A 15223-nucleotide genomic window follows, 5' to 3' on the forward strand; every position below is an offset into this window, starting at 1 on the left:
GAAAATAATTGTTAACAAGACATTTATTAACGGTGAAAAAAAATATTTTCTGCGCGTTTTTGCTTTTTAGCCAAAGTTTTTTGTTGTTTGGACAGCAAAAAATCACCTTTAAAACCGGTGTTTTTATTGCTCCGAAAGCAACTGAGAGACACCTGTTTTTAGCGGGTGATTTTAACGGCTGGAACCCCGCCGATAAGGCCTGGGAATTAGCGAAAGATTCTACCGGGGCCTACCATCTTTTTAAGGAGCTTTCAAAAGGAATTTACCATTTCAAAGTTACCCGGGGCAGCTGGCAAACGGTTGAGTGTGATAAGATTGGGAAGCCTGTTGATAACCGTATGCTCTCAATTAATAGCGATACTACTGTAACGTTGAATATAAATGGCTGGCAGGATAATTTTGCCGCTGAAGAAAAGGTTCATACCGCAAGCAGGCAGGTGCATATCCTTAATGATAAGTTTGATATACCGCAGCTAAACAGGCAACGCCGTATTTGGATTTACCTGCCTGCGGATTACCTGTCATCAGGAAAAAAAATTCCGGTTGTCTATATGAACGATGGGCAGAATTTATTTGATAGCTATACATCAGGCTACGGCGAATGGGGTATTGATGAAATATTGGACAAGTTTTACGGCAAAAAAGAATGTATCGTAGTTGGGATTGATCATGGGGGGGATTTTAGAATAACGGAATACGATCCTTACGATTCGAAGTATGGGAAGGGCAGGGGTAATGATTATGTTGATTTTATAGTAAATACCCTTAAACCGTATGTTGATCAACACTACCGTACCAGGAAGGATGCGGCACACACAACCATTGCCGGCAGTTCAATGGGTGGGCTGATATCTATGTATGCTGCATTAAAATATCCTAGAATATTCGGAAATGCAGGAATATTCTCACCTGCTTTTTGGATTGCTCCGCGTATTTACGAATATGCCGGGCAACAAACACTATCGAAAAATTCCAGGTTCTATTTTGTTTGCGGAGATGCTGAAAGTGACAGTATGGTTGCTGATATGCAGAAAATGGGAGCCTTAATCCGAAACAAGGTTAAAGATAAACAACGTTCGCCGGTGGTAATTATACCGGGTGCCGGCCATAACGAAAAACAATGGAGTGGCGATTTTCCAGGCTTTTATGAGTGGCTTTTCCGGAAATAGGAAAAGTGGCAATTGGAAAAGTCCGAAAAGAAAGAAGTGTGTTTCAGATATTAGCGTTAACCATCAATCTGAGCTTTATTTTTTCTATCCGGACTTTTGAGACGGTCAGACTACAATCTAATCGCCATCCTGCGTTGTAAACTGGTAAGTTTCTGTATTTCCAACCGGCAAGTCAGCTATCGCGCCTCTATTTAACTGCCACCAGAAGCGTAAACGTGGTTTTTCGCGGTTGCCGATCTCGTTCATTGAATCTGCGTCATACAATCGCCCGTTAACCATCACGTATTTTATTTTTTCACTGTTATGGATATTGTCAAGTGGGTTAGCGTTTAATACAATCATATCAGCCAGTTTACCAAGTTCCAGCGAACCAATTTCTTTATCCATGCCCAGATAGAACGCTCCATTCATTGTGGCGCAACGGATAGCTTGTAAAGGCGTCATACCGCCCTGCGCAAGCATCCAAAGTTCCCAGTGAGCGCCAAGCCCCTGCAGCTGCCCATGCGCGCCCAAATTAACCTTAGTGCCGCCATCTGCAATCTGTTTAACATATTTTGATACTTCAATATGGCCATAATCGCCATATTCAGCCGTACTCCGCCGCCTTGACCGTGCGTCAATAATAGCTTGTGGCGTAAAATTTAACAGGTGCTCGTTTTTCCATACCTCAGAACGGTCATACCAAAAGTTTTCACCAAACTGAGTGCCGTAGCTCACAATCAGCGTAGGCGTATAGCCGGTTTTGCTGGCGTTCCACAATGTTTTTACGTCTTTGTAAACAGGCCAAACTGGTATGTTGTGCTCAATGCCGGTATGCCCGTCCAATATCATATTCATATTAGTGAAAAATGTCGATCCTCCTTCGGGAACAACTTCCATTTGCAACTGGCGCGCTGCCTCAATAACCTGCTGGCGCTGTTCGCGGCGTGGCTGATTATAGCTTTTTACCGAAAACGCACCAACCGCCTTCAACCTGCGGATATTTGAAAGGGCATCATCAAGGCTGTTGATCACGGCTTTAAAGTCGCCATCAGCCCCATATAATATGGTTCCGGTCGAGTAAACCCGCGGGCCAACCATTGTACCGGCTTTTAACATCTCGTTCTGACTAAAAACCATCTCCGTGTTGCTCGACGGATCATGGCTGGTGGTAACACCAAAGGCCAGGTTAGCGTAGTAATGCCAGTCCTGCTGCGGCGAAATTCCATCCGGACTGGTGCCGAGGTGACCATGCACATCAACAATACCCGGCATTATTGTTTTTCCGCTTAAATCGTAAACTTTCGCACTGTCAGGCACCACAATGGCATCTGATTTTCCAATTGCCGAAATTGTATTTTGGGTAATAATAATTGTTCCGTTGTCAATCACCTCGTCGCCTTTCATGGTAATTATCCGTGCATTTTTAAATGCGATAATACCGGTGGGGACGTCTGTTTTTACTTTTAGGTTGATGTCTGTTCCAGCTGTATCAATGGCCGGCGTTTTGTCGCTTCCTGCATCGGTAAAAGGAAACGCGTTGCGAATATCCTTAACAAAATATTTTGGACCGAGCGTCCACATCAGCTTCTGGCTGTCTTTACTCCAGTGCAGGTAAGTTCCGGCATCGCGGGTAAGTTTATTTAACGGGATAGCTTTGTTTGACGCCGATAACTCCTGCGGGCTGCCGGTATATACCATAGGAGTTATATAGCAATTAAATAACTCAGTAAAAGCCATCCATTTACCATCAGGACTTGGATTGAACTGTGTGGCATATTTGGACGTGTAAAGGGTTTGCTGGTTAGCACCCGTAGTATCCATTGCTTTATAAGCTTTTTTGTCGCCCTCCTCACTTTGATAATAGATCTTAGCGTCATCGGTAGAAAATTGCGGATATATACCGTTATTAATAATAAATTTAGGTTTACCGCCATTGGCAGGAAGCGTATAAATGCCGGGGTTTTTACCGAACGTATAGCCCGAAGTTCCATTGCCCTCGCCTTTTCTGAAAATTATCTTATCGCCTTTGTTTGAAAACTTTGGCGAATAATAGTAACCTTTTTCGGCAGTAAGCCGGGTTACAAGTCCGGTGGCCAGGTCAATCTTATTTATTGAACCTTTTAATTCATCAGTCCAGTTAACATACACTAATGATTTGCCATCCGGGCTAAATGCCGGTTCGTATTCAAAATCTGTTGTAGCGGTTATTCGGGTGGGTTTACCATCCGGAAGGCTCTTGGTGTAAATATGTCCAGCCGCATTAAAAGCAATAACTTTACCGTCCGGAGAGGTGGTTGCCTGGCGAATCATCTTTACTGTAAATTCATCCTGGAAAACCTTTTGCTGAAAGTGCAGCGCTTCGGTAATGGTTTGCGTTGTGCTTACTTCAAAAGGGATCTGCGTGGTATTCAGTAATGAAATGTCCAGGTTCCAGATTTTTCCGTTTGCGTAAAAGATCAGGTTATTGCTGTTCGGGGTCCAGTTAAAGTTTGGGTAAACACCGAAAATAGCCCATGTTTCCTGCTGATCATGTGACAGCCCATCATAAACGGGCCATTCTTCTCCTGTATTTAAATTATGAATAAACAGCACTGATTTTAACCTTACCCGCTTAACAAATGCAAGCAGTTTGCCATCGGGCGAGATTTGCGGGCGGCAGGCACCACCTGCACCACCTGTTACCTCTTCAATGTCCCCGGTTTGGCGATTAAGTCTTTTTATGGCGTAGATACCTTTATTGGGGTCTTTGTTGTATTCAAAATTAGGTCCGGGCGTAACGTCTTCGCTCCAGTAAATGAATTTGCCATCTGGTGAAACTATAGGCTCGCCGGCATCCTGCTGGTCGTTCTTCCGCTTAGTTAGTTGGATTCCTTCGCCCCCGGTTTTATGGTAAAGCCAGATTTCGCCTGCGCCTAATGAACGGGTGCCGGTAAAATGTTTCCTGGCTACCAGGTATTGACCATCGGGAGTCCATGACGCATTATTTAACAACCTGAAGCTTTCTTTAGTAATAGCGTGTTTGCCACTTCCGTCAGCATTCATCAGCCATATATTATCACCACCTTCTTTATCACTTGTATAGGATATCAGTTTCCCGTCAGGGCTAAAGCGTGGTTGCACTTCCCAGGCCTTTCCGCCGGCTAGTAAAGTGGCTTTACCACCACTAACCGGTAAGCTGTAAATATCGCCCAGCAGGTCAAAAACTATTGTTTTGCCATCGGGGCTTACATCCAAATTCAACCAGGTGCCTTCATCTGTTGTTATTGTTATTTTTTTTGAAGGGCCCGGCGTGTTTTCTATGTTCCATTTTTGTGCAAATAAACTAAGGGAAACCGAGAGAAACAGGAGTGTAGTGTAGATAACTTTCATTTATATGCTGATTATAGCTGCGAATTTAAGAATATAAAAGGATTTCGGATTTTGGAATTTCGATTTGGCAGGTATCTTTACAATCCATAAATTTTAGCGGGATACCAATAAGATTATCAGGTCTGACATTGAACATCGGAATTTCGAAACAAGAAATGACATTACAGGAGATTTTAAAACATTATTGGAACCACGATACCTTCAGGCCCATGCAGGAAGAGATCATTAAATCTATTCTGCTGGGGCATGATACACTTGCGCTGCTGCCAACAGGCGGAGGTAAATCAATATGTTTCCAGGTTCCTGCTTTAGCAAAAGATGGGCTTTGTATTGTTGTTTCGCCGTTGATAGCTTTAATGAAAGACCAGGTTGAAAACCTGAAAGCCAGGGGTATTGAGGCCGTTTCCATCGTGTCCGGGATGGGAAAACGCGAAATTGATATCGCGCTGGATAGTTGTATTTACGGGGAGGTGAAGTTCTTATACCTTTCGCCGGAGCGTTTACTTTCTGAGCTGGTTCGTGAACGCATAAAATACATGAAGGTGAATTTGATTGCGGTTGACGAGGCCCATTGTATTTCGCAATGGGGTTATGATTTCCGGCCGCCTTACCTTCATATTGCTGATTTAAGGGAGTTGCACCCGGATGTGCCTGTACTTGCGCTTACTGCAACCGCAACCGCTGATGTTAGGGAAGATATTCAGCAAAAGCTATTATTTAAAAATGCAGTTGTTTTCCAGAAAAGCTTTGAACGTAAAAATATCAGTTATGTGGTTCAAAATACGGAAGATAAGTTTCGCAAGCTGCTTGACATAGCGAAAGGAGTTAAAGGCAGCGGGATTGTTTATGTGCGTACCCGCAAGGAAACTGCCGAAATAGCCAAATTTTATACAAATAATGGCATAAAGGCCGATTATTACCATGCCGGGTTGGAAAGCGGTTTGAGATCAAAGAAACAGGAAAGCTGGAAAACTAATCATACGCAAATAATAGTAGCCACCAACGCATTTGGAATGGGCATTGATAAACCCGATGTACGGTTTGTGATCCATAAGGATATGCCCGAAAGCCTGGAGGCCTATTATCAGGAAGCCGGAAGGGCAGGGCGGGATGAACAAAAAGCCTATGGAGTATTATTATATAACTATGCCGACAGGCTGAGGCAGGAAAATAAATTTGAACTGAGTTTTCCGACCATACCCGAAATTAAACAGGTTTACCATTACCTGGCCAATTATTACCATTTGGCCTATGAGGCAGGCGAGGGCGTAAGCCTTGACCTTGATCTTGGTGATTTTTGCAGCCGCTTTAAGCTGGATAGCATTAAAACTATAAACGCACTTAAGTTTTTAGAACTGGACGAATACCTGTCATTTAATGAAAGTGTTTTTTTACCATCGCGGTTTAAATTTGATGTGCAGAACGAGGAGTTGTATAACTTCCAGATCCAGAACCCGGGATGGGATGCATTCATCAAGAATATATTACGGTCATATGGAGGTTCGTTTGATAATTACGTCCGGATCAGGGAGTTTGATCTGGCCCGGCGCGCCGGCATGAACGTGCAGCAGGTAATTGAAGGCTTAAAGCAACTCAATGAATATAAGATATTAAGCTACCAGCAGCAAACGGACATGCCGCAGGTTACCTGGTTAAAACCACGGCAACATAATGATGCATTGTACATCAACAAAAAAGTAATTGACGATCGCAAGGCCACTTATCGCAGAAAGATGGAGGCTGTATTTACCTATGCGGAACTTAAAAAATGCCGCAGCCAACAGTTACTGACTTATTTTGATGAACACAACGCTGACAAGTGCGGTGTATGCGACGTATGCCTGGAAGAAAAGCGGCAAAACAATGCTGCTGAAATTTTTGATGACATTACCAGCGAGCTGATCCAAATTTTAACTACCTCGTCACATGATCTGGGGTCTCTGGTAAATGCCGCAAAAAGTGGAACGGAGAAAGAGCGGATAGATACCATAAGACTATTACTTGACGCAGGTAAGATAAAATTTGCAGGGGAGAAGCTGGTGATTAGTTAGTGGTTTTGAGCCGTTTGAAAATGATTTTACCCTTTAGTTTTAAAATTGATCTTCTTTCTTTATTATGCCGTTGGTAGCGAATTAGTCATTCTCTTTATCAATCATAAAACCATATAATTATTCTAATCTCATTTTTATCCGGTATTTCTTGTACCCGATCCTCAAAAAGCGGAACCGTGAACGAAAAAAAATACAGCCGCCAGCCAATTTTACGCCGCCAAAAAATCAGATTTACCGCGGGAAAACCGATGGCTGCCGATTGAAAGCCAATAGTAATTTGTTTATATTTTATTAAGTGATTGATAATGAGGGTCTTAAATTATAATCAACTCTGTAATGCCTATAAACTCAGTAGGTGTAATAATTACACTAAGATGAAAAAATTCGTGGATTAAAAGTGCACCTTTGCAGACGAAAACAAGGCGTTGGTCTATTAAGTAAAGTTTTACTGTAACGTTTTAAAATGGATGCCGTCTTATGGTTGTATTTCAAAAATAGAAGAGTACAACATTTAGAGTCACAATAATAAATAAAAAAATGAAAACCAAAATTTTATCCGTAATTACAATGTTTGTTGTATTAGCAGGATTAACCAATTCAACTTATGCAAGTTCTTTAACAAAAGATGCCTACACCGTATTAAATGACATGAGCGCCATTAATAAAATAGAAGTTCACGGAAATGTTGAGCTTTATATTTCGGATGCGTCATCAGACCAGGTAAAAGTTTACAACAAGTACTACTCAGAAAGCGCCCTCGTACAAAATAAAAATGGCGTGTTGCGTATCACTTCATATAAAGCAGAAAAATTAGTGGTTTGGGTAAGTGCCAATGATCTTCGTTCTGTATCTGCTTATGACAACTCACAGGTTAAATCATTCGGTAACCTTTCAAAAATTGAATTTAACGTTGAATTACATGATAATGCTGAGGCAAGGTTGAATTTAGATGCTTTTAATGCAAACGTAACTGTAAAAGATAACGCAAGGGCTGATTTAAGAGGTTCGGCAACTGAATTAAACCTGAACAGGGATATCGAGTCGAATGTAAAAAGCAACAACTTTGCTGTAGCCCATTTTTACGAAAATAAGGTATCATTTTCTGCTGAGATCAGCAACGAAATGATAGGTATGTAAACCGACTTTTGCAAAAGTTCAACATATATTACGGGAGCTATCTGTTTTAAACAGGTAGCTTTTTTGTTTTAAAGGCAAACGCGCTTGTTTTAGAAAAAGTTGCGATTTATTAGCTGGTAACATATTTGGCGGTAATAAGCAATAACAGCATCCGGTCATCTTTGGCCTCGTCAAGATTTTCTTTTAGCAGCTGAAGGATCTCCTGATTTTTCATTTTTACAGCCATCATTTGCAACACCTGGAAGGAGGCGATTTCGACGCTTTCCATGTTTTGGAGGTAAAAAAGAATGGCCATGTCTCTTAAGGCGGTATCGTCTTTTTGCTCGCTTATTGCAGTAAAAGCTTCTTCAATCATACCTGCCAGGCCACTGCAACCCGCTACGGAATTTTGTTCCCCCAGGCGCTCGTAAATCTCGTCCATCCTGATGATCTGTTTTTTTACGTCATCAACAGTTTCCATTATCGCATGGTTCAGATCGCTGAAATGAGCATGGCCGGCTATTTCAGGAAAACGATCTACCATGTGTTTTTTGGCACAATATATTTTATCGAGATTATCGGTAAAAAACTTACGGAGGCGGGTATCGCCTAAATGTATTTTTTGGGAGCGCTCGGGTTGGTTTTGCATAAGTCAAAATAACAAAAAAACAGGCTCCCGGTTTTAAGGAAAAATAGTTTTGAGGAATGTTTGATGCTGCAAGGATGGTTTCTGTACCAGGATTGCATGCAGCATAAAACCTAACCACAATTATCAGGGGATTTTTTCACCGACAAAATTTCCGTATTTACCGGGAAAAACCACGCTCATACCTAATACAGGGCATATTGCTGTAACGTTTTCAACGTGTGATCGTCATATAGGTGTATTTAAAATTTAGAAAATATAATTAATTGACAATCAAAATATAAAGATCATGAAAACCGCATTTTTAACCATATTCTCAGCCTTAGTTTTAGTGTCAGGAATAGCAAATTCAACATACGCAGCCACTGCAAAAAATGATAACAACACCTACACCGTGTTAACCGACATCAGCGCAATAAATAAAATTGAAGTCCACGGAAACGTTGAACTGTTTGTTTCTGACGCATCGTCTGACCAGGTAAAGGTTTATAACAAATATTATTCAGAAAGTGCTTTGGTACAGAGCAAAAATGGCGTGCTTCGTATTACATCATATAAAGCCGAAAAATTAGTGGTTTGGGTAAGTGCCAGTGATCTGCGTTCAATCTCAGCTTATGACAATGCCGAAGTAAAGTCATTTGGTAACCTCTCAAAAATTGAATTTGATGTTGACCTGCACGACAATGCTTCTGCCCGTTTAAACCTTGACACTTTCAGTGCTAACGTTATTGTGAAAGATAATGCAAAAGCTGACTTGAAAGGTTCAGCTACCGAATTGGTTGTTAATAAAGAAATTGATTCAAACGTAAAAAGCAACAACTTTACCGCCCTTCATTATACTGAAGTTAAAAATGCTTATAACAATGACCTTGCTGGTCTTTAAATAAACTTTTGCAAAAGTTCAATATATATAACAGGAGCCATTCGCTTTAAGCGGGTGGCTTTTTTAGTAGTAAACCTCATTGAAAGGCATTAACCATTGTATTGGTAAACTTTATGCATAGTTGCCTTTAAATCTTCATAAACCTGTTTGAAAATAACAAACCCGTTTGCATAAGCTGCAACATTAGTCAGGTTGGGGTTAAAAGTCTTTAGCCCCAGAAAATCAGAGGTTGGGTAATCTTTAATAGTGCCAATACTTTTTAAAGCCATAAATGCCGCGCCAATAGCTGATGCATCTTCACTTTGCACTACCACCATTTTTTTGCCGGTTATATCGGCCAGTGTTTGTACCCATAGGTCAGCGCGCACAATGCCGCCGCTTACGTTAATTTGGGTAATGGGTGCAGAAGTTTGCTGCACAGCATCTAAAACATCTTTCAGTGCGTAACAGATGCCTTCTAATACCGCCCTCGAAAAATGAGCCTGGGTATGCGGTAACTTTACACCAAAAAAAGTACCGCAACTTTCGCTGTCCCAGATAGGGGCGCGTTCGCCAGTTAGATAGGGCAAAAACAGCAAGCCATTACAGCCGGCCGGTACGGTTGCTATTTGTTGAAAAAGCTGCTCGTAACTCCTTTCGTCCGCTTCGGGATTAATATTTTTTAACCACCATTGCAGCGCTATGCCGCCATTGTTTACCGGGCCGCCGCAAATAAATGTTTCTTTATTTAGTATATAGTTGAACGTCATTGACTGTTCATTAGGCAAGGGGATGCTGCTGGCTACCCTAACGGCACCGCTTGTGCCAATGGTAATGGCAGCAATACCCGGTTTGTCAGCCATGCTGCCGAGGTTGGCTAAGCAGCCGTCACTGGCACCAATAATAAATGGTGTATCGGGACTAAGCAGATATTTATTTTTTTCAGCGGCAACATATAACCGGCAATAATCTGTTGCTACCACCCTTGAAAGAGATTTAATAGTTATCCCCGCCAGCTTCAGGGCATCAGTATGCCAGGTAAGCTGCTCAATGTCAAATAAACCGGTACAGGATGCAATGGATTGATCTACCTCGAAAACGTTAAAAAGATGGTGCCAGATATATTCTTTTATGGAAATGAACTTGTAGGTTTTACTGAAAAGCTGAGGGTCATTTTCCTTGATCCAGATGATTTTGCACAGCGGCGACATGGCGTGCAAAGGGGTACCTGTAGCTTTATATATAGCCATGCCATTGTTTGTGCCTCTTAATCGTTTTGCTATTTCTGCGCTGCGGTTATCGGCCCAGGTTATCATCGGTGCTAAAGGACGGCACAGCTCATCTACAGGGATAAGGCTGTGCATGGCGCTGCTCAGGCTCACCGCCAATGGAGCACTGCCTATTTTCAGGATAATGCTTTTTATAACGTTAGCAAAAGCAGCCCGGATCTGCTCTGGGTCCTGTTCATGATAACCGGGTTTGGGCGAACTGAAGGGGTAATAAACCTGGTGATCAGCAAATGACTGAAATTGAAGATTTACCGCCACAGCCTTTACACTGCCGGTGCCAATATCTATCCCCAAAACATATTCCATAGTTTATAATTATGCCTGCAAGATACATGTTAACCGCTTTAACTAAAAGCTGCTGTTCCACTTACTTTATAATGGTGGTAGTTCAATTTTGGGGTAACCAAAGTTTAATCACCCCAAAGACGGTCTTCCGCTGGCAATGCCTGGTTTAAAACCATAAATTTCTACGCGTTTTCACCGACTAATTTTCCGGCTTTACCGGGAAAAACCACCACTATACCTAATAGGGGCCATATTGCTGTAACGTTCTTTACCTGTGATCGTCATATAGGTGTATTTAAAATATAATTACTTGACAATCAAAATATAACCATCATGAAAACTCAAATCATAACTTTCTTCGCAGTGCTCGTTGTAGCATTCGGAGTAACAAATTCAACCTTCGCAGGAACTGCAAAAAATGCTGATGATAACTACACTGTATTAACCGACATCAGCGCGATCAATAAAATAGAGGTGCGCGGCAATGTTGAACTTTACGTTAGCGACGGTGCGACCGATCAGGTTAAAGTTTATAATAAATATTACAGCGAAAGCGCATTGGTTAAAAGCAAAAACGGCGTATTGAGCATCGCTTCATATAAAGCAGAAAAATTGGTGGTTTGGGTTACTGCAAATGACCTTCGCGCAATCTCTGCATTTGATAACGCACAGATAAAATCATTTGGTAATATTTCTAAAATTGAATTTGATGTTGACCTGCCGACAATGCTACTGCTAAATTAAACTTAGAGGCCTTTAGCGTGAGCGTGATTGTAAATGACAATGCAAAAGCAAGCCTGAGCGGCACCGTAACTGAATATAACTGCAAAATTGATCGCGATGAAAATGTTGACCAAAAAGACCTGGTTGCATTTCATTCCTCAAAAAAACAAACCCCAGCCAAAGTGGTCGCAGCTAAAGAGTTTGATTTAGCGGATCTATAATATAACTGTAGGAACTACAAAAAACAAAAGCTATCACAATACGGTAGCTTTTATTATTTTTGATGTAACTTAAGCTACCTGACAATTGTCCAAACAAAAAGCCTTTAAAACACTCACATAGCAACAAAATGAAAAAGATTCACTTAATAATATTGGCATTAACCGCAGGCATCACAATTGCCGGAATAGCATCGTGCAAACTCGGTTGTGTTCATGGCTCTGGCAATCAAAAATCTGAGGACCGTAAGGTTGGCAGTTTTAAATCTATCAGTATTTCGGGCGGCTTTAAGGTTATTTTAAAGCAGGATAGCTCGTATGCGGTTAAAATCACAGCTGATGACAACCTGCTTAAATATATCAGAACAGAAATAAATGGCGATATGCTTAAAGTTTTTACCAAGAAGAACATGTGCAATACCGGCGAAATGACGGTTAATATAGGCATACGCGAACTGGAAGGATTGAAAGCATCAGGAGCAGTTGAGGTTGAATCGGATGGCAAAATAAACGTGCATGACCTTCGCTTTAAATTGTCAGGGGCTACTAAAATAACAATGGATCTGACTGCCAATAATGTTTCTACAAAAGGAAGCGGCGTCACCGAGGTGAATTTAAAAGGCCAGGCCTCATCTCACAGCATTGACCTAAGCGGCAGTGGTAAAATCCATGCTTTTGATTTTGTTGTGAACACCTGCAATATTGAAACCTCCGGCGTAGGCCACAGTGAGGTTAATGTTTTAAACAGCCTGAATGTTCGCTCAAGCGGCGCATCTGCAGTTAAATACCGTGGTAACCCTACGATAAGAAACGACAAATCGGGAGCGTCATCAATTGAAAAAGCAGATTGAGGTTGTAAAATGAGCGGGCTGATTACAGGCGCGGTTGATTAGGTTGATGTGATAATGCTTTTAATAAGCCTTTTCGAATAAAAAACTTAATTTGCTTTGATTAAACCTAATCAACCAATCACTCAATAAAATGAAAAAACTTAAAAAAGTAATATTATCTGCGGTAATTGCGATAGTATTAACAGTTGTGATAGCCATATCCTATATCACATTAGCGCTGCCCAATGTTGGCGAACCTGATGACATCCGGGTTACGCTAACTAACGAAAAAATAGCCAGGGGTGAATATCTTGCGAATCACGTGTCCCTTTGTACTGATTGCCATTCGCAACGGGATTGGTCCAAATTTGCCGGGCCGATAGTTGACGGCAGGCTGGGAGAGGGTGGCGAACTTTTTGACAGCAAGGTTGATTTTCCCGGAAGTGTTCACGTCCCTAATATTACTCCATTCAATTTAAAAGAATGGACAGACGGGGAGATCTTCCGCGCAATTACCGCCGGGGTCAGGAAAGATGGCTCTGCTATTTTTCCTTTAATGCCTTGGCCGTCCTATTCAAAAATGAGCCGCGAAGATATTTATGCTATTATTGCATACCTGCGTACCTTAAAACCCGTGGAAGCCAATTACCCGAAGGCGTCGTATGACTTTCCTTTAAATATCTTGGTCCATACCTTTCCTAAAAAGGCAGTGCCGGGGATCAACCCAAGCCCGGCAGATACTATTAAATACGGGGCTTATCTTGTAAATGCCGCAGCCTGTATGGATTGCCACACAAAAAACGTTAAAGGAAAGGCTGTGCCCGGCATGGATTTCGCAGGAGGACGCGAGTTTAAAATAGGTAACAATACCATCCGTTCTGCCAATATTACGCCTGATACCGAAACAGGAATTGGCCGCTGGACGAGCGCATCATTTCTGCAAAGATTTAAATCCTTTAATGATCCTGCAAAAGCGGCCACTATATCTGAAACTGATTTTCAAACTATAATGCCCTGGTATGATTACAGCAGGATAACTGAAAATGATCTTAAAGCAATGTTTGCCTATTTAAGGACGCTGAAACCAATTAGTAATAAAGTAATTAAGTTCACTGTTAATAGTTTTGCCCTGACTAAAAGCAATTAATAAATTATTATCTGAATTTATTTCGTGCATCGCCGGCTTTTCTAACTTTCATACTTTTTTTATACCTTTGCCCCTCCAAAAGCAGGGGCTTTATTACATCTGTAATACAAAGTTGCCCTGCATATAAAGTAAAGCTTAAATACCGGTAAAAAATGAATATTTCACAGGAAAAGATTGATAACCTGAATGCAGTTGTAAAAATCAATATCAATCCCGAAGATTATCAGCCACGTGTTGATAAAGCAATTAAGGATCAGGCAAAAAAAGCCAAAATACCTGGGTTTCGTCCCGGCATGGTGCCTGCATCGCATATAAAAAAGATGTACGGTAAAAGTATTTTGGTTGATGAGATCAACAACATGCTGTCTGATACTTTAAATAAATATTTAGAGGACGAAAAGCTGGAAGTTTTGGGTCAGCCGCTTCCAAAAACCGGCGACGAAAAAGAATATAACTGGGATTTTGCTGATAATTTTGAGTTCAATTACGAACTCGGTCTTGCACCTGACTTTGGCGTTGATTTTTCAGCCAAGGATAAATTAACGCAATACGTTATAAAGGTTGATGAGGAAACGCTGGCAGCGAGGATAAAAAACATTCGCAGGAGCTATGGCAAAATGACAAATCCTGACGTATCGGCAGAAGATGATGTGCTTTATTCAGATTTAGTGCAACTTTCTCCGGATGGTTCTGTTTTTGAGGACGGGATTACCAATACAGCATCTGTACGTTTAGACCAGATAAAAGATGAAGCTATAAAAGCATCATTGATCGGTCTGAAAAAGGGAGATGAATTAATACTGGATATTCAGAAGGCTTTTGATAACGACGCAGCCAAGGTTGCTGGATTATTGAAAATTGAGGAAGAAACAGCAGCAGATCTGAAATCGAACTTTCGCTTAACTGTAAAAAATGTTAATCGTTTGGAAGAAAGTGATCTGAACCAGGAGTTCTTTGACAAATTATTTGGTGAAGGTACCGTGACTACCGAGGAGGAGTTCAAGGCTAAAATAACAACAGAAATAGAAACCATGATGCAGCAGGATTCAGAACGCAAACTGCAGGAAGATATCTTCCAATATGGTTTGGATAAAGTTCAGTTTGAATTGCCTGATGAATTTTTGAAACGGTGGTTAAAAGCAACTAACGAAAAACTTACCCCTGAAGAGCTTGAAGGCGGCTACAATGATTTTGCAAAAAATCTTAAATGGACGCTTATTGAGAACAAGGTGCTGAAACAAAACAGCATCGAGATCAAATATGAAGAAGTTTTTGAATTAGCTAAAGCCCGTTTAGGCCAGCAGTTCCAAATGTACGGGCAGGGAATTGACGAAGAGCAACTGGGGCAATACGCAGTTCAATATTTGCAGAATAGGGAGAATGCTAACAAAATATTTGAAGATGTTAAGGCATTGAAAGTATTTGAATACATAAAAAGTGTTGTTACGTTGGAGCCAAAAGAAATAACTTATACTGAATTTACCGGGCTTTTTGCCAAGTAAACGGAAATTCTTTGAATTCAGTTTGAGTCCGAAA

Annotated in this window: 12 protein-coding genes; 9 read left to right on the forward strand and 3 right to left on the reverse strand. The window is 41.2% G+C overall.

Going from position 1 to position 15223, the window contains the following annotated elements; genetic code table 11:
- Positions 1–32: 32 nt before the first annotated feature.
- Positions 33–1169, forward strand: a complete 1137-nt coding sequence (locus MuYL_RS09035; RefSeq protein ID WP_094570242.1) for an alpha/beta hydrolase-fold protein — start codon at positions 33–35, stop codon at positions 1167–1169.
- Positions 1170–1286: 117 nt separating this feature from the next.
- Here the strand turns inward: MuYL_RS09035 and MuYL_RS09040 are convergent, their stop codons facing one another.
- Entirely contained in the window at positions 1287–4520 is a 3234-nt protein-coding gene (locus MuYL_RS09040; RefSeq protein WP_094570243.1) for an amidohydrolase family protein, read from the reverse strand.
- A 155-nt stretch (positions 4521–4675) separates the two neighbouring features.
- Between MuYL_RS09040 and MuYL_RS09045 the strand changes: the two genes are divergently transcribed.
- Both MuYL_RS09045 and MuYL_RS09050 read left to right on the forward strand, forming a co-directional pair.
- Positions 4676–6571 carry a RecQ family ATP-dependent DNA helicase gene (locus MuYL_RS09045; protein ID WP_094570245.1) on the forward strand — a complete coding sequence of 632 codons (1896 nt, stop codon included), beginning with the start codon at positions 4676–4678 and terminating at the stop codon, positions 6569–6571.
- Between the two features lie 537 nt (positions 6572–7108).
- Positions 7109–7708, forward strand: a complete 600-nt coding sequence (locus tag MuYL_RS09050; protein ID WP_094570246.1) for a GIN domain-containing protein — start codon at positions 7109–7111, stop codon at positions 7706–7708.
- Positions 7709–7817: 109 nt separating this feature from the next.
- On the opposite strand, the gene MuYL_RS09055 is transcribed toward MuYL_RS09050, so the two are convergent.
- Positions 7818–8336: a DUF892 family protein gene (locus tag MuYL_RS09055; RefSeq protein WP_094570248.1), complete on the reverse strand. Its 519-nt coding sequence runs from the start codon at positions 8334–8336 to the stop codon at positions 7818–7820.
- A 286-nt stretch (positions 8337–8622) separates the two neighbouring features.
- Here MuYL_RS09055 and MuYL_RS09060 point away from each other — a divergent pair, with 286 nt between their 5' ends.
- On the forward strand, positions 8623–9216 hold the full coding sequence (locus MuYL_RS09060) for a GIN domain-containing protein (RefSeq protein WP_094570250.1): 594 nt from the start codon (positions 8623–8625) through the stop codon (positions 9214–9216).
- A gap of 89 nt (positions 9217–9305) precedes the next feature.
- Here MuYL_RS09060 and MuYL_RS09065 read toward each other — a convergent pair whose 3' ends face one another.
- Positions 9306–10790 (reverse strand): gluconokinase, encoded by a 1485-nt coding sequence (locus MuYL_RS09065; protein WP_094570252.1) that lies wholly within the window; start codon positions 10788–10790, stop codon positions 9306–9308.
- 312 nt (positions 10791–11102) lie between these two features.
- On the opposite strand from MuYL_RS09065, the gene MuYL_RS09070 reads away from it, so the two are divergent.
- The 5 genes from MuYL_RS09070 (at position 11103) to tig (ending at position 15189) form a co-directional block, all read left to right on the forward strand.
- A complete protein-coding gene (locus MuYL_RS09070) occupies positions 11103–11513 on the forward strand; it encodes a GIN domain-containing protein (RefSeq protein ID WP_094570254.1) in 411 nt (136 codons plus the stop codon).
- Between the two features lie 17 nt (positions 11514–11530).
- Positions 11531–11713, forward strand: coding sequence for a hypothetical protein (locus MuYL_RS09075; RefSeq protein ID WP_094570255.1), 183 nt, complete (start codon positions 11531–11533; stop codon positions 11711–11713).
- Positions 11714–11841: 128 nt separating this feature from the next.
- Entirely contained in the window at positions 11842–12561 is a 720-nt protein-coding gene (locus MuYL_RS09080; protein ID WP_094570256.1) for a head GIN domain-containing protein, read from the forward strand.
- A 130-nt stretch (positions 12562–12691) separates the two neighbouring features.
- Positions 12692–13687 (forward strand): c-type cytochrome, encoded by a 996-nt coding sequence (locus MuYL_RS09085; RefSeq protein ID WP_094570257.1) that lies wholly within the window; start codon positions 12692–12694, stop codon positions 13685–13687.
- Between the two features lie 152 nt (positions 13688–13839).
- Positions 13840–15189: a trigger factor gene (tig, locus tag MuYL_RS09090; protein ID WP_094570258.1), complete on the forward strand. Its 1350-nt coding sequence runs from the start codon at positions 13840–13842 to the stop codon at positions 15187–15189.
- Positions 15190–15223 lie beyond the last annotated feature (34 nt).

Origin of the sequence: Mucilaginibacter xinganensis, assembly GCF_002257585.1 — a bacterium.
Taxonomy (GTDB): Bacteria; Bacteroidota; Bacteroidia; order Sphingobacteriales; family Sphingobacteriaceae; genus Mucilaginibacter; species Mucilaginibacter xinganensis.